We start from the raw sequence: 15611 nt of genomic DNA, 5'->3' as shown, positions 1-15611 counted from the left end.
TTAGCCTAATGGACAATGGGCATGGACCAGGGGAGAGGTCATTCCCAACCACCGCATTGCGGTGCCAGGCTGTGACAGGAGCCGTTGAACAGTCGGAACAGCCGTTAGCCGTCCAAGCCCGGCGAGCGCAACCGTCGTCCAGCGCGCCACCGATCGATCCCAACGACCTTCCCTTCCATAGCTCCTGCTGAACCGCATCCGTACACGCTTTGGCGGAGCAAGAGCGCCTGTGCAAACGCGAACCCGCTGATCAAACAACGGGGATGACCTGCCCCATGCTCTTTAGAACTTTAGGCCTAAAAATTAACAATACCAAGCTGTTAAACATGACGATGCTGGAGCCAAGGCGAAAGCGATTAGACAAATACGATCACTTATTCGTATTTTTCCAGCATGAATATTTTCAGGCTAAGAATGTCCTGTTTGATGAAGGGCCTGCTTGCGGTTTCTTTTCTCGCCGCAGCGTTACCTTTGACGAGCTGCGACACTGCGGGTGGTGAAGAGCCCATTGAGGAACCTCCAGTACGCGTCATCGCTGAGCGTGCAGAAAAAGCGGTCTTCGGAGAGCGCCTCTCGTTTTCAGGAACCTTGACGGCGGAGCAGGATGTTCTGCTCTCGCCTCGTGTCGACGGACTCGTTTCAAAGGTGCATGTGGATGCCGGAGACAGGGTGCAGTCCGGCAGCCTGCTCCTGGATCTCGATCGGCAGGTTGCACGCCAGGCGCTGGCGCGGATGCGCGCGCAGCTTCAGCAGGCAACGGCCGTTCGCCGTGAGGCGGAACGGCAGCTGGCGATCTCGCAGCAGCTTGGTGAGGGAGACTTCATCGCGACGTCCCAAATTGAGGAACGTGAGTCCGAGTTGGCGATTGCGCTTGCAGCCGAGGCATCGGCCAGAGCCAGCGCGAAAGAACAACAGGAGCTTATCGATCGCCATAGCCTTCCCGCGCCATTTTCAGGCGTGATTTCCGAGCGCATGACCGAAGCCGGTGCATGGGTTGCGCGGGGGACGTCCGTGTTTCGTTTGGTGGCGTTCGACCGCGTCCGTCTCGATCTGCAAGTGCCACAGGAACGCTTCGAACAAATTGACGAGAACGCCCAATTACGGATTTATTCTCAAGCGCTTGGAAGTGATTCTCTGCCGGCGCGCATCATTGCGAAAGTGCCGGCTGCAAATGCCGGTACACGAGCCTTTCTATTGCGCCTGCTCGTCGACGATTCCACAGGGCGGTTGCTCCCCGGCATGTCCGCACGGGCAGAAATCGTCTTGCCGCCTCGTCCCGACGCAATATCCATCCATAGCGATGCCCTCCTTCGCCAAGCTGATGGCGGCCAAAGCGTTTTCGTCGTCGAAACTGTCGGCGAAACGCACATCGCCAAGCGCAGAACTGTCCGTTTTCTTTATCGCCAGCAAGACGAAGTCGCGATCACCGGCAATCTCCACGCCGGGCAGGAGGTCGTGGTTGAGGGAAATGAAGCGCTTCAGGAAGGACAAACCATCAGCCTGGTCCGGCAGAATCAATGAGTTTCGAGAGCATTCTTCGTCATACCACCCTGCTTGCGGTGAGCGTTCTGGGCCTTTGCGTGCTCGGTCTTCTCGCGGCGTTCAGCGTTCCGGTGCAGATGATACCCGATGTCGCAACCCGCACTGTGATGGTCGAGACCCAGTGGCCTGGGGCCACGCCCCAGGATGTGGAACAGGAGATATTGATCGAGCAGGAGCAGTACCTGCGCACATTGCCCAATCTCCAGCGTATCATCTCAACAGCAAGCACCGGGCAGGCGGGCATACGATTGGATTTTCCGTTCGGTGCCGACGTCAATGAGGCTCTGCTTCGGACAAGCAACGCGCTCAGCCAGGTTTCCGACTATCCGGAGAATGTCGATCAGCCGGCTTTGACCACGACTTCGTCCTCCGAAGAGCCTTTCATGTATTTCGCCATTACGCCACGCCCCGACAACGGCATGGATCTCGACCTGGCGATGGTGCGCGACTTTCTAGACGACGAGGTTCGTCCGCGAATCGAGCGTATTCCCGGCGTGTCTCTGGTTGGCATCATGGGGGGAGCCGAACGGCAGGTCCGTATTGAGGTCGACCCTGAACGGCTGGCCCAGCGCGGACTGGATATGAGCGATGTACGCGACGCGCTCAGGGCGCGGAACCTGGACACATCCGGCGGCGACCTCGACATGGGCAAGCGTCGTATGTTGGTGCGTACCGTGGGTAGATTCGCCGGCGCTGCCGAGATCACATCGTTGATCGTCGCCGAAGAGAACGGAACCATCACCCGTCTGTCCGAGCTGGGCAACGTGCAGCTCGATCATTACGAGCAGCAGGAGCTCACTTTCGTTAACGGCGAGCCTGCGCTGTTTCTGTCGGTGCGGCGCGAAACCGGCGCGAATGTTATCCAGACTAAATACGCCGTGCTTCCTGAGGTCGAAGCGATTGGGCGCGAGGTTCTGGCGCCCGAAGGTCTCCAGATTTCGCTGTTCTCGGAGGATGCTCGATATGTCGAGCAATCGGTGGCGAGCGTCTGGCGGGCGCTCGGGATGGGCGCCCTGCTCGCCTCGCTTGTGCTTTACATCTTCCTGCGATCGATACGGACAACCGCGATCGGCGTCATCGCCATTCCGCTCTGCACCATCGCGGCCTTTGCCGGCCTGCTGCTTGCCGGCCGCACGCTCAATGTAATCTCGCTGGCCGGGATAGCTTTCGCGCTCGGTATGACCGTCGACAATGCGGTCGTCGTGCTGGAGAGCATCGACCAGGAGCGCAGGCGCGGGCTGAAGCCATTCGACGCCGCCGTAGAAGGCACGTGGCGCGTATGGCGGGCAGTCCTCGCTTGCACGGCAACGACGATAATCGTGTTTCTGCCGATACTACTGGTCGACGATGAGGCTGGGCAGCTTTTCTCCGACATTGTGATCGCGTTCGCGGCATCAATCATCGCATCGCTCCTTGTTGCCGCCTCGGTCGTCCCCGCCCTTGCTGCACGATTGATGGGGCCGCACGAAGACGAGCCCCCTGCTGGAGGCGGATATTTCGATCGGGTTGCGCAGCGCCTCAACTGGTTCATCAAATCGCGAATGCGTCGGCTGTTGGTGATCGCAGGCACGGTTGCAGGGGCTGTCCTGGCGCTCATTTTGCTGACGCCGCCGGCGGAATATCTTCCCGAAGGCGAAGAGGCGCGAGTCTTCGCCAACATGGTTGCTCCGCCTGGTTACAGCCTGAGCGAGATGGAAGGCGTAACTGAAGACCTCATCGCCGATTTGCGTCCCCACAGAAGAGGCGGCGCATCCTATGATGCGCAACAGACGGCGAATTTTCCGGACATAGAGATGTTCTCCATGTTCGTCGACGCCCAGGGGATAACGGTGGTGACTGATCCGAGCGATCCCTCCCAGATCGAGCCACTGCGCAGGGCTTTGGAGAAACGGATGACGGCGGTGCCCGGAATGCGGGCATCGACAGCGCGTGGCTCGGTCATTTCGGCAGAAGATGGCGGGACGCGGAGCATCAACATCGAAATATCCGGCAACGATCTTCAGCAGATATACAGGGTGGCCGAACTGGCCTTTGCCCGGGCTGAACACTTGTTCCCCGATGCTCAGATAAGCTCGGAACCCGGTTCGCTGACGCTGGATCAACCGCTTCTGGAACTCCGGCCGCGTTGGGATCGCATAGCCGAGGTTGGACTCGATTCCAGCCGCTTCGGCTATTCTGTGGCGGCCTTGAGTGACGGTGCGTTTGTCGACCGCATGATCCTCGATGACCGTCAGGTCGACATTTATTTATTCAGCAGCGCGGGGATGGCTCAACGCCCCGAGGATCTGCAGCATCTGGCTATCGCGACACCGTCGGGAGCCGTTCTGCCTGTGTCTGCGCTCGCTGATTTGCACGAAACAGTCGATACAGACAGCATTCGGCGCGTGAACGGCCGCCGGACGGTGACACTTTACATAGTTCCCCCTCGTTCTGTGCCGCTGGAAGCCGGCGTCGAACAGGTCCGGCGCCAGATCCTCGACGAAATGAGCATGGCCGGCGAAGTGCCGGACGGCGTATCATTGGACATCACGGGGGCCGCCGATCAGCTCGATTCAACGCGGCAATCGCTGTTCAGCAATTTTCTGATCGCCATCGTCCTGTCCTACTTGGCGCTGGTCGCCACGTTCCGGCATTGGGGGCACCCCCTGCTGGTAATGATAACCGTGCCGTTGGGAGCGGCAGGCGGCATGCTGGGGCTCGCGCTTCTCAACGGCAGCGGCGCGTTGCTCGATCTCTTTGGTCTTGGACGCATCGATCAGCCTTTCGATATGATTACGTTGCTTGGCTTTCTGGTGCTGCTGAGCGCAGTGGTGAACAATCCAATTCTGATTGTGATGGAGGCCTATCACGGCCTGGGGGAAGGCGCCTCGCCGGCCTCCGCCGTCGAACACGCCGTACGCACGCGGCTGCGGCCGATCTTGATGTCGACCTGTACAACGGTCATCGGGCTCCTCCCGCTCGTGGCGATCCCGGGCGCCGGTACCGAGCTCTACCGGGGCCTCGGCGCGGTCATGCTGGGCGGCATGCTTACATCGATGGTCGTCACTCTGACGTTCCTGCCGTGCCTGCTGGTCACCGTCATCGAGTCCATGCCCGTTGTCTCGGAAAAATCGCGAAACCTGCTCGAAGCCCTGGTGACCCGCCCGCTGGCATGGCTGCGCCGGCATAGAGCGCCGAGTGCCTGAGGGGGCATGTTCCGCCTGTACGACAGGGTGGGTCGACTCCATCGTCGTCCAGGAGCTGCTCGGCGCGGGTCATCGCATGACAGTGCTCACCGCTCCGAAGAAGTCTTGGCATCAAACTCCTTGGGTATCCGGCGTTGCGCAGGCTTGGCCGATAGCGTATTCCAAGCCTTCGGAAACCTCCCAGAGAGTTGCCAATCCGCTCACGTGCTCAGAGTGATTCGAGTGATTCCCGCGTTGCAAAGACATACGATTCCAGTCCGACCCATCCTGCGCTTTATGAGAATGAAGGCGTTGCCGCGACAAACCATCATGGACAGCCCGAGTCCACAGGGAGCAGGGCTGCCATGACTACCGCCGAGTCGTCGCCCGCTCACTCTCTACTGCGCTTCGAACTCCTGGTGCTCTATGCGATCGCGCTTCTCGCGTTCTGCAACATCGCCGTCTTCTACTCGTTCAATATCTACATGGAACGCCTCGGGATAGCTGCCGAATGGCGGGGGCCGTTGCTGGGAATGGAACCCCTCGCCGCACTGTTCCTGCGGCCGCTCATCAGCCCGCGGCTCCATCTGCGCAATGGGGTGACAGTCATGGCCGGCAGCCTTGTCCTCATCATCGCCGCCCTGCTCGCCTATCGTTTCGCAACCACTGTCCCGACCCTGGCACTGGTGCGGCTCCTGCACGGCACCGGATTCGTTGCGCTTGTTTCCGGAGCAGCCGCCGTTTTCGTGCACTTCATACCCCCGGGCAAAAGCGCGGCGGCTTTCGGCGTGTTCACCATCATGACCCAGGCCCCCTTCGCCATCATGCCGCCGTTCATGGAGATGATGCTACGCCATACCGGCAACGAGGCAGTGGCGTATGCCTGGGTCTCTCTCATCATGCTTCCTGCCCTCGCGTTGCTGTACCCGCTACGCAAGCGCGTCGAGAGGCTGCCGGAGGAGCCGGACACGAAGCTCGCTACCGGGCTTGATCGCATTCGCGAATCGCTTCTCCCCAGGAACGTACGCCGACTGCTTCTGGTAAACCTGCTCCTGTTCATGGCGGTGACCACGGTCTACTTCTTCATAAAGGACTACGCCCTCTCCATCCGCATGGACCGACCCGGCCTTTTCTTCACGTTCTATATCTGCGCGATGCTCACGGTGCGTGCTTTCGGCAGCCCGTTTTTCGACAGGCTGGACAAGCGCAAAGGCATCACCTTCGCGCTCCTGCTCCTCGCCGCCTGCATGATCTTTCTGGGCGAGACAAAGGCGCAGTGGGCCGTTCTCGGGCTGGCCGTGATCTACGGCTCGTGTCTGGGCGCCGCCATGCCGCTCCTGGGCTCCGCCGTATATCTCGCATCCCCGCCGCAGAGCCGCGGCCTCAATACGAATCTCATGCTCTCCACCATAGACGCCGGATACGTTTTCGGTCCCCTGCTCGGAGGAGCGCTGCTGGCCAGCGGGCTCATGCCAAGCGGGCTGTTCCTCGTGGCAGCAGGATTCGCCGTGCTCGCCAGCATTGTGACGTGGGCAACCCGGTTCCAGATGGAATCCGGCTCACCAAAGGCCGAGCCTGCTGGAAGCTGATCGTGAAGAGTCTGTGCTGCGCACCCGGCAGGCGAATGGGTAACAGTGAAGAGGTGGAGAAATGACAGCATCGCGAACGGAAAACCTGGCCAGATTGCGTCAAAACGCACGTCCCATAGCGCCCAAGCAAAAATTTGTGGTGGACGACTTCAGGCCAGAGGATGCAGAGGGAATCGCCAGGCTTTTCTTTGCCGAGTACGGCGAATCCTTCCCCGTAGACAATGTGTACGATCCTGAGGAGATGATACGCCTCAATGCTTGCGGCGACCTGCACCAGGTGGTTGGGCGCACGGAGAACGGGGATATCGTGGGCCTGTACGCCCTCTTCCGCAATCCCCCTGGCCGGCGCATCATGGAAGCGGGTTCCTGGATCGTACATCCGGCGTACCGCACAACAACGCTGGCCCTGCGATTGACGCTCAGGCTCCATCAGAATATTCCCGAGCACCTGGGTCTCGACGCGCTTTTCGGCCAAAGCGTCTGCGACCACATACTCACCCAGAAGCTGGCGGCTCGCTTCGTTTCTCCCGCGTGCGCCCTGGAGATCGAGGTGCTGGAGCCACGGGCTCAGGTTCAGGAGGGCTGGTCCACAGGCAGGATATCCCTGCTCGACCAGATCCAGCTTTTAAACGATGCCCACCAGGAACTCATCCTGCCGGACGAGTACGCCAACGTGCTGCCCGGCCTGTACGAGGCGCTTGACCTGCAACGCTCTTTCGTGAAGGACGGCGAGCCGGCGGAACACACCGCATGTTGCGTCAACCACGCAGAGGCTGTCAGCTTCGCCCGCATCACCGTGGAAAAGATCGGCAAGGATTTCGCTGAAACATTCGCCAATCTGGACGGCCAGTGTTCCGGCCGTCACGTCTCACAGCTCGTGCTCCCTCTGTGGCAGCCCGGTCTGCCTGCGGCGGTTTCGACAGCGCGCAGGGCCGGCTACTTCCTTGGGGGAATCCTGCCGGTGTGGTTCGACAGAGACGCGCTTTTACTGCAACGGATTGCTGGCGATCCCATCTGGGACAACATCCAGCTGCTCACGGAGCACTCGCAGGAGTTCCTCAGGATCGTGCGCGCCGACTGGGAATCGGTGCGAGCCGCCGGATAGCCGCAACGTGTGGCTTGAGGGATTCGACGAAACGGTCCTTGCTTGAAGATAGGCCGCACCTCGCAACGCGCGGATGGCATGTCCAAGGCGCCGGGAACCGAGCGCTATGCGATCGATGAATATCCCGAGGTGCTTCTCAGGGTCGGAGTCAAACGCGCCGGCGTTCCCCATGCGCGCATCAAGGCCGCGGTCCCACGGTGCTCCGCTGCGAAGCGGCCGGGCAGCCTCTCATCGGCCGCACGCTCGGCATGACCGCCCTGCGCGATGCGGCGAAGCTTGTGCGACCTGCCGTCAGACCCATCGACGATATCCGCTCGTCGGCGGCGTACGTCGCGAGGTCGCCGGCAACCTTCTGCTACTCCTCACGCAATTGGTATGAGCCTGCGGCTCAGCTTTCCCGGAGCGCTTCGGTGAAGGCCTGACAGAACATCTCCATCACAGGCCGCTCCACTAGGCTCACCCGTATCCAGTTGGGAAAACGAAAGCCTGTCATGGTGCGCACCATGATGCCTCTGGTCATGAGCTTCCGATACATGAGGGTGTCTGGCATGGGCAGTCGGACCATCACATAGTTGCCCTCGTTGGCAACGTACTCCAGTCCCAACTCGTCAAAAAGTGAGCAGAGCAGCGATTTCGCTTCAGAAACCATGCGCCGGGTGGCCTGAATGAAGGGCCCGTCGTCCTCAAGCGCCGCGGCGGCGGCCATCTGGGCGAGTGTATTCACGGAGTAGACGATATGCGTCCGGCGCACGATGTTCACCACCTCCGGCGAACCGCAGAGATAGCCAATCCGCGCTGCCGCCAAAGCGTACATTTTCGAGAAGGTGCGGAAAACGATGATGTTGGGATGCTGGCGCATGAGCTCCATCCCGTTCGGATAGTCCGCCTTGTCCACGTATTCGAAGTACGCCTCGTCCAACACGATAATCCGGCCATCCCCTGCCCGTTCCAGGAAATCCTTCATCGTGTCGGCATCCCAGTAGGTGCCGGTGGGGTTGTTCGGATTGCAGACGAAAAGAATCTTGGTGCGTTCGTCCATGGCCTCCAACATGGCCTGCGGATCGAAAGCGCCTTCGCGGAGCGGAATGAGCCTGGCTTCTATGCCGGAGAACTCCGCCACCCATTCATAGACGGCGAATGTCTTGTCCGCGGTTATTATATTATCCCCTTCTTCACAGAAGGCCTTGATGACACTGGAAATAACCTCGCACGAGCCGTTTCCCACGAGGAACTGGTCCGGGTCCTTGGAAAACTTCTGCGCGAGCTGCAGGCGCAGGTCGAAGCAGTCGCCGTTCGGGTAGACCGGCACGGTCTCCGGGGAGAAGGACTCCACCAGACGGTGGACAGCCGCTGGAGGGCCCAGCGGATTCTCGTTGTTATTCAGCCTGTGAAGAGTGTCCACATGGTACATGCGCTTGAGCACATGGTCCGGCTTGCTGGGATAATACGGTTCGAAACGCTGGATATGTGCCGGGACGAGCCGGTCAAGAGCGGGGAGCGACATGCTGGAACACCACCAGGTCTGATTTGCCGGCAAAGGGGAGCACAAGAGCAGGTTCGAAGCCGTTGGCCATGAGCGCTCCTCCGAGGCAGGCCTGTTCTCCCAAGGCCAGATCCAGAGTGAAGAAGATGTTTTCGTACCCGGAGCTCCTCAGGTGGGCTGCATGCTTCCGGATGTTCTCCTCCACATCGAGGCCTGGAATCAACACCCGCAGGTACGCCTCACTCAGCTCCTGGTTCAGCTCCGCAGCAAGGACCGAGCGCGCCGGCATCTCTATGCCGATGTTCTCCACGGTGCGGATGTCGCGCATGAGTGAGAGCCGCGCATAGGTTTCCTCCAGGAAATCGACCATGCCGGCATGGGCCCAGATCACGGCGCCGTCATCCTCGCGCAGCAGGCGGAACCAAATGCGCTGTTCCGCGCAGACGATGTTCTTGTGGCAGTAGTGGATCCTGGCCAGCGCTTCGAATCCCTCCAGGGGCAGGTCGTCGGTGGCGCGACGGCTGCATACGCCGATGGTCCGGCTGCGGGCCAGGCAGTTGAGCATGTTCTCGGTAAGGGCTTTCGCGACAGGCCCGGAGTTCTGGCTGAAGACGTACGGTCCGCAGAACCCCACGCTCCTTTCCGATGTCTGTTCCCAGAACATCATTCCGAGGATGGCTCCTGCATCGTCCTTGGCCACGGAGAGGACGATTCCGCCTCCGGCCGCATTGTCCACGAGCTTTCCCGCCATGGAAAGGTCCGGATGGAGCTTCTCGGCTGGATAAAGGCCTCGTGCCAGGGCGCAGGCCTCGGCCACCTCGGCCGGATGCGGGTCATCCACCATACGCAGAGCTCCGCGAGCAGCGGTGAGGCCGCGATCCGACGGCGTTGTTTCCGGATAGACCTTGTCCTGGCTGAGCACGAGCTGCACGGTCCCGCCTTCCCGGGTGATGGAGAAGCCGTCCGAAACGCCGGCGGCGAGCAACAGGCCCATATGGTCCATGTTTTCGTCTGTGGGCGTGAGCTCCTGCGCCGCCGTCAGGTTCATGGCCCACAGATCTTCTACGTCCGCCTGGAACCTGAAGACCGCCTGGACACTGCTTCCCCGGCGCAGCAGGCGCAGCAGTACGGCGCATCCTGGGGTGGTTCTGGCCAAATGGACGAATATCTCTTCCACCGCCATAACCAGACGCACGACTTTTTTCGGAGGAAGTCCCAGCGTTGGGGCGCCGTGTTCCACCACAGCCTGGGCAGCCGGCAGCCAGCGGACATGGGCCGGCAGTTCCAGCGTTACTGTATCGGGTGCTTTGGGCATGGCGTGTACTTTTCTCTCAGAATCCAGGACTGGACAGGCTCGCTTTCGGATATGCGGAAGGCGCTTTCATAACGCCACGAGCCAATCGGCGCAAGAATACTCGCGGACAGAGACCCACCCTGGGCGGAAAACACACAGGAAGCACCAGCCGAAATTCAATCGAGAAATACACATCGCGATCGGCCGGGTACGCGGAAGGAGAAACCCTTCCCCCCGCTCATGCGGCGGGCTGGCGGGCATGAATTCAGCCGCTTCCGGTATCAACGGACAGCCGCCTCTCCGCCAGGAATAACAAAGGCTTTCAGCAAGCGACGTTGATAGTGCAGCGCCGGGCATTGGGCATTTCGATGGATTGACCAATTGTTCACGATTCCTATCAATTTGCCATCATTACTTTTTTGTACTGTAACATTACCAACCACAACATATGCACAGGGATACATGCGGATAGAAACGTTATTTGTGACCGGCACCGGAAACATCAACGAAGATTTCCTGATTACGGAGGGAAATCTGTTCGGCGTGTTCGACGGTGCAACCAGCCTGACTCCCGCTACGTACGAGAATGGTCTCACAGGCGGATTCCTGGCCTCGAACGCCGCCGCCAAAGCTTTCAAGCAAAATGACCGGCCCCTGTTCGAGCTTGCGGAACGCGCCAACCTGCGCATCCGGCAGGCCATGATCGAGCGCAATGTAAATCTGGATGACAGAGGCTGCCTCTGGAGCACGAGCGCCGCGGTGGTCCGCATCCGAAGCGACACGCTTGAGTGGGCGCAGATCGGGGATTGCCGGATCATCTGCATATACACCACGGGCGAGTACGAGTTCCTGTGCGAAGGATCGAACCAGGATGTCGAGACCCTGTGCCTGTGGAAGGACATCTGCCGGACCACGGACGCCCCGATCCATGAGGCTATGCAGAACCAGCTCCTCAAGGTCCGCTCCGGCATGAACAGGGATTACGGCGTGTTCAACGGGGAACCCGAGGCCCTGAATTTTCTCCACTCCGGCGAGCGCCAGCTTGCCGGCATCTGCCAACTACTCCTTTTCACCGACGGATTGCTGCTGCCAAACCCAACCCCTGAGCAACAGCCTGATTTTGATGAACATGTTGATATCTTCAGGCAAAACGGCCTTCAGGAGCTCGGAGACCGCATCAGGACCCTGGAAGCCACGGACATGGATTGTCGTATCTACCCGCGATTCAAGGCGCATGACGACATAGCGGCCATTGCCGTCCATGTGTGACTGTCTGCGCGCGGGTTTTCAGTGCACCTGTTTTTGCGATTCCCCAGAAAAGTCCAAGGGAGGACACCACATGAACATTGGAAACTGCATCAGATGGGCCGTCTTCACCCTGCTGGCGGCCATTCTTGTCCCCACTGTAGCTCTTGCCTCCGACGCACTGGAAGAGAAGGTCGTCGTCTACTCGACCCACGGCGAGTCCATGCTGGAGGTTGTGGCGGATGCTTTCGAAAAGGAGACCGGCGTGAAGGTCGAGTTCATCAACCTCAAAGGCGAGCTGGCCGACAGGGTTCGCGCCGAGAAGGCCAACCCCCAGTCCGATGTCATGTACGGCGCGCCTTCCTCCGTATATCAGGAGCTCAAGGCGGAAGATCTCTTCGCTCCCTGCACGCCGAGTTGGGCGGACAAGATCCAGCCCATCTTCAAGGACAAGGACGGCTACTGGTACGGCACCATCCAGACCCCGGTGCTGATGTTCTACAACAGCGAAATGATGAGCAAGGACGAGGCGCCCAAGGACTGGTGGGACCTGGCCGACCCCAAGTACAAAGACACCATGGTTTTCAGAAACGCCCTGTCCTCCTCGGCCCGCGCCACCTACTCCTCGCTGCTGCAGCAGTTCGAGAAAAAAGGTGAGCTGAAAGAGGGATGGAAATTCCTGAAGGCGGTGGACGCCAATACCAAGCGGTACTACGGCAGCGGTTCGCTCCAATTCCAGGCCGTGGGCCGGAAGGAGGCTGCCATCAGCTTTGCCGTGCTCAACTCGATTATCGACAACAAGATCAAGAACAAAATGCCGCTGGAGATCATCGACGCAACCAGCGGTTCTCCGGTCATCACCGACGGCATCGCAGTGATCAAGGGCGCGAAGCACCCGAACGCGGCGCAGGCCTTTGTGGAATTTGCCGGCGGCGCCAAGGTCCAGTCCATGCTCGCGAACCAGTTCAACCGCATGCCCACCCTTCCCGATGCAATAGCCAGCTCCCCGGCATGGATGGGCGAGATCAAGTTCCGCGTCATGGACGTGGACTGGGGCGCTCTGGCCTCCAAGCAATCCGAGTGGATGCAGCACTGGGATTCGGAAATAAAAGACTCGGGCAAGGATGCGAAGTAGGAGCGACCGAATGGAGGGCGTTGTCCTCGAAGGTGTAGGGGTCTCCTACGATGGAGTCTGGGCCTGCAAAGACATCCATCTGGGCATACGCAAAGGAGAGTTCTTCACCTTTCTCGGCCCTTCCGGTTGTGGAAAAACCACTCTGCTGCGCCTGATCGCGGGGTTCATCACTCCGCAATCAGGCGCGGTTTTTCTGGATGGCAAAGACATCACCCATCTGGCGCCGGAAAAGCGCAAGGTGGGCATGGTGTTCCAGAACTACTCCCTGTTCCCCTTTCTGACCGTGTACCAGAACATAGAGTACGGGGTGGCCATTCAAAACAAGACGCCCCGGGAGCGGAAGGAAACCGTTGCGCTCTACATGGACATGGTCGGGCTGGCCGGATTCGGCGGCCGCAAGGTGACGGAGCTTTCCGGAGGCGAGCAGCAGCGCGTGGCTCTGGCCAGATCCCTGGCTGTGGAGCCCAGCGTTCTGCTACTTGACGAACCGCTTTCCAATCTCGACGCCCGCCTTCGCGACGCCATGCGAGGCGAGATAAAATCGCTGCAGAAGCGGCTGGGAATAACCACCATCTTCGTGACCCACGATCAGACCGAAGCCCTGACCCTTTCGGACCGTGTGGCCGTGTTCAACAAGGGCCGCGTGGAGCAGATCGGGACACCCCTGGAAATCTACAACGCGCCGCGGAATGTCTTCGTGGCCGGGTTCGTAGGCGACACCAACCTGTTCCGGGTAACAACGGACAACGACAGAGCCCGTCTGGCCCATGGAATCGAGCTACGGATGCCAGGTGCGGCGCGTGGACAAGGCCATCTTTCCATCAGACCTCAGGACATAGAGCTATCCAGCTCTCCCGTGGATGCGCCCAACACCTTGCAGGGACAGCTGGCCGGGCGCCAGCTGAACGGGGTCTGGATCGACCTGATCGTGCATGTGGGTGAGTTTGTCTTCCGTGTGGCGCAACTGAATACCGCCGCCCGTAAGTCGGAACCGCAGCCCGGAGAACCTGTCTGGATGACCCTGCCCGAAAAAGCCCTCAGACTGCTTGAGGACTGATGGGGAGACGCCGTGGCCGCAGGTAAGAAGCAACTGACCAGCCGGATTGTCCCGGGCTTCGGCTTCCTGGCGCTGCTCTGGGTGCTGGTGGGATACATTCTGTATCCGGCGCTCACCACGTTGTGGAAGAGCCTGTCTGTGGACCACGGGACCGGAATCGGCCGCTACGTCGAGTTCTTCACCTCATCCTCCAGCCTGCAGGTTCTGCAGAACACCCTCCTGCTCGGCGTGCTGACCGTGGTGCTGTGCGCCTCGGTGGGCATTGGTCTGGCGTTTCTGGTACACTACTTCGAATGTCCCCACCGTGAATTGCTGGACAAGCTCCTGCTCCTGCCGGTGATGATGCCCGGAATCATCATCGTCTTTGCTTTTGTACAGCTCTACGGCGAGAGCGGCCTTGTAACCAAGACCCTGGAGTCGCTACTCGGGCTGGAGAAAACGCCGTACAGCTTCTCCGGTCTACCAGGCATCCTGTTCGTGCACGTGTATACCCAGTACGTCTATTTTTATCTCACGGTTTCACTGGCAATCAAACAGATCGATGCTTCGGTCATAGAGAGCGCCAGGGTTCTGGGGGCGTCGCGCGCAAAGGTGTTCCGCTCGGTCATCCTGCCGTTCACCACGCCGGCGATCATCACCGCCGCGGCTGTGACGTTCATGACCGGCATCGGCTCCTTTGCCGCGCCCAGCATCATCGGCGGCGGGTACAAGGTTCTGACCACCCAGATATTGCTGTCCAAAGCCAACAACTACATGGAGACCGCCGCCGTGCAGGTGGTGGTCCTGACGACCATTTCCATGGGCTTTTTCATGGTGTTGCGTTGGTACGAGAAGAAAAAGCTGTTCATCAGTTCGGTCAAGGGCGTGCCATTTCAACCCATCCGGATACGAACCCGCCGGCTCCGCTGGTGCGCTTCGGGGATCAAGCTGGTCCTGGTCCTGCTGATCCTGCTGCCCTTTGTCACCATCATAGTCCTGTCATTCGTGGATTCGGGCTCGTGGATGGTCTCCATCTATCCCCAGAGATTCACCCTGGAGAACTTTGCGGCGATCTTCTCCAAGGCGCGCAAGTTCGCCCCCTTCATGAACAGCATCAACATGTCGATCATGGCCGCGTTGTTCTGTCTGGTCGTTGCCGTGCCAGCGTCCTGGATCATCGAAAAGACCCGGAACAGATTGAGGGGGCTGGTCGATTTTCTGGTCGTACTGCCCTGGGCCATGCCGGCGAGCGCAATCGCCATCAACATCATCACGGCCAACAGCACGCCCAGCGTGTTTTCCTTCAACATGGTCCTGGTGGGCGCGTACGTACTGCTGCCCCTGGGCTACTTCATCAAATCCCTGCCCATCGTGGTCAGGATCACACACATTTCATTCCAGGGGCTGAACTCAACCCTGCTGGAGGCGTCCAAGAGCCTCGGTGCATCAGGGTGCCGGACATTCTGCAAGGTCACCCTCCCCATCCTTTATCCGGGGCTCCTCGCCGGATTCCTGTATGTCTTTGTGCGCAGCATAGGCGAGTACACGGTTTCGGCCTTTCTCTACACGGCGTCCAACAAGCCCATCTCCATAGCCATGGTCAACGCCATCTTCGAGTACGATATCGGCCTGGCCATGGCCTACGGCACGGTGCTCATCGCGCTGACCGTCTGCCTGAGCATTCTCATCAGCCGTGTCAGCCCCGTGCTGCGGTGACTGCTGGACCGTACCTCCGACTCTCCGAACAAGGCGTTTCGAGAACCGGGCCGCTGCCTGTCGACAACCGATCTGGCACGCCGGCCCCACGCTTGCCATTGTACAACTACACAGATAGTATAAATAATTGCACGTTACGGGACATCCCGTGAATAATACAGGCGCACCGTCAGCCGGCCTTGCACCGCTTCACGTCCGATGCGGTGTGCCGGACAACCATCCGTCATCCTGTCGCACACTCCCGGGACGCGGTCTCAGGCAACGCGGCAGGTGGGCTCCACGCCTTTTTTCTTTAATAATAC

At 59.9% G+C, this 15611-nt stretch carries 11 protein-coding genes; 9 read left to right on the top strand and 2 right to left on the bottom strand.

Going from position 1 to position 15611, the window contains the following annotated elements:
- Positions 1-426: 426 nt before the first annotated feature.
- The 5 genes from E8L03_RS03240 to E8L03_RS03220 all read left to right on the top strand — a co-directional run bounded on the left by E8L03_RS03240 (position 427) and on the right by E8L03_RS03220 (position 7822).
- On the top strand, positions 427-1521 hold the full coding sequence (locus tag E8L03_RS03240; protein WP_171266558.1) for an efflux RND transporter periplasmic adaptor subunit: 1095 nt from the start codon (positions 427-429) through the stop codon (positions 1519-1521).
- Positions 1518-4727 carry an efflux RND transporter permease subunit gene (locus E8L03_RS03235; protein WP_171266557.1) on the top strand — a complete coding sequence of 1070 codons (3210 nt, stop codon included), beginning with the start codon at positions 1518-1520 and terminating at the stop codon, positions 4725-4727. The genes E8L03_RS03240 and E8L03_RS03235 overlap by 4 nt, the downstream gene beginning before the upstream one ends.
- Positions 4728-5071: 344 nt before the next feature.
- A complete protein-coding gene (locus tag E8L03_RS03230) occupies positions 5072-6295 on the top strand; it encodes an MFS transporter (RefSeq protein ID WP_144307272.1) in 1224 nt (407 codons plus the stop codon).
- A 61-nt stretch (positions 6296-6356) separates the two neighbouring features.
- Complete coding sequence (locus E8L03_RS03225) at positions 6357-7400, top strand: hypothetical protein (RefSeq protein ID WP_144307271.1); 1044 nt, start codon at positions 6357-6359, stop codon at positions 7398-7400.
- Between the two features lie 197 nt (positions 7401-7597).
- On the top strand, positions 7598-7822 hold the full coding sequence (locus E8L03_RS03220) for a hypothetical protein (RefSeq protein ID WP_244963644.1): 225 nt from the start codon (positions 7598-7600) through the stop codon (positions 7820-7822).
- Here the strand turns inward: E8L03_RS03220 and hisC are convergent.
- Positions 7789-8904, bottom strand: a complete 1116-nt coding sequence (gene hisC, locus E8L03_RS03215) for a histidinol-phosphate transaminase (protein ID WP_171266556.1) — start codon at positions 8902-8904, stop codon at positions 7789-7791. The genes E8L03_RS03220 and hisC overlap by 34 nt on opposite strands.
- On the bottom strand, positions 8885-10198 hold the full coding sequence (locus E8L03_RS03210; RefSeq protein ID WP_171266555.1) for a hypothetical protein: 1314 nt from the start codon (positions 10196-10198) through the stop codon (positions 8885-8887). Before E8L03_RS03210 ends, hisC begins: the two co-directional genes overlap by 20 nt.
- Positions 10199-10660: 462 nt before the next feature.
- Between E8L03_RS03210 and E8L03_RS03205 the strand changes: the two genes are divergently transcribed.
- The 4 genes from E8L03_RS03205 (at position 10661) to E8L03_RS03190 (ending at position 15309) form a co-directional block, all read left to right on the top strand.
- Entirely contained in the window at positions 10661-11446 is a 786-nt protein-coding gene (locus E8L03_RS03205; RefSeq protein ID WP_235896744.1) for a protein phosphatase 2C domain-containing protein, read from the top strand.
- 70 nt (positions 11447-11516) lie between these two features.
- The gene (locus E8L03_RS03200) at positions 11517-12557 is read left to right on the top strand and encodes an extracellular solute-binding protein (RefSeq protein ID WP_171266554.1); all 1041 of its coding nucleotides are present in this window, start codon (positions 11517-11519) and stop codon (positions 12555-12557) included.
- A 10-nt stretch (positions 12558-12567) separates the two neighbouring features.
- Positions 12568-13614, top strand: a complete 1047-nt coding sequence (locus E8L03_RS03195) for an ABC transporter ATP-binding protein (RefSeq protein WP_144307266.1) — start codon at positions 12568-12570, stop codon at positions 13612-13614.
- Positions 13615-13626: 12 nt separating this feature from the next.
- A complete protein-coding gene (locus E8L03_RS03190) occupies positions 13627-15309 on the top strand; it encodes an ABC transporter permease (RefSeq protein ID WP_244963642.1) in 1683 nt (560 codons plus the stop codon).
- The last annotated feature ends 302 nt before the right edge of the window (positions 15310-15611 follow it).

Source organism: Oceanidesulfovibrio marinus, from assembly GCF_013085545.1.
Taxonomy (GTDB): domain Bacteria; phylum Desulfobacterota; class Desulfovibrionia; order Desulfovibrionales; family Desulfovibrionaceae; genus Oceanidesulfovibrio; species Oceanidesulfovibrio marinus.
This window is presented reverse-complemented; position numbering and strand designations above follow the sequence as displayed.

What these genes read in the sequence shown, in the direction of transcription:
- E8L03_RS03240 (WP_171266558.1), top strand. Translation starts at nt 427, where the DNA reads ATGAAGGGCCTGCTTGCGGTTTCTTTTCTCGCCGCAGCGTTACCTTTG.
- E8L03_RS03235 (WP_171266557.1), top strand. Translation starts at nt 1,518, where the DNA reads ATGAGTTTCGAGAGCATTCTTCGTCATACCACCCTGCTTGCGGTGAGC.
- E8L03_RS03230 (WP_144307272.1), top strand. Translation starts at nt 5,072, where the DNA reads ATGACTACCGCCGAGTCGTCGCCCGCTCACTCTCTACTGCGCTTCGAA.
- E8L03_RS03225 (WP_144307271.1), top strand. Translation starts at nt 6,357, where the DNA reads ATGACAGCATCGCGAACGGAAAACCTGGCCAGATTGCGTCAAAACGCA.
- hisC (WP_171266556.1), bottom strand. Translation starts at nt 8,904, where the DNA reads ATGTCGCTCCCCGCTCTTGACCGGCTCGTCCCGGCACATATCCAGCGT.
- E8L03_RS03210 (WP_171266555.1), bottom strand. Translation starts at nt 10,198, where the DNA reads ATGCCCAAAGCACCCGATACAGTAACGCTGGAACTGCCGGCCCATGTC.
- E8L03_RS03200 (WP_171266554.1), top strand. Translation starts at nt 11,517, where the DNA reads ATGAACATTGGAAACTGCATCAGATGGGCCGTCTTCACCCTGCTGGCG.
- E8L03_RS03195 (WP_144307266.1), top strand. Translation starts at nt 12,568, where the DNA reads ATGGAGGGCGTTGTCCTCGAAGGTGTAGGGGTCTCCTACGATGGAGTC.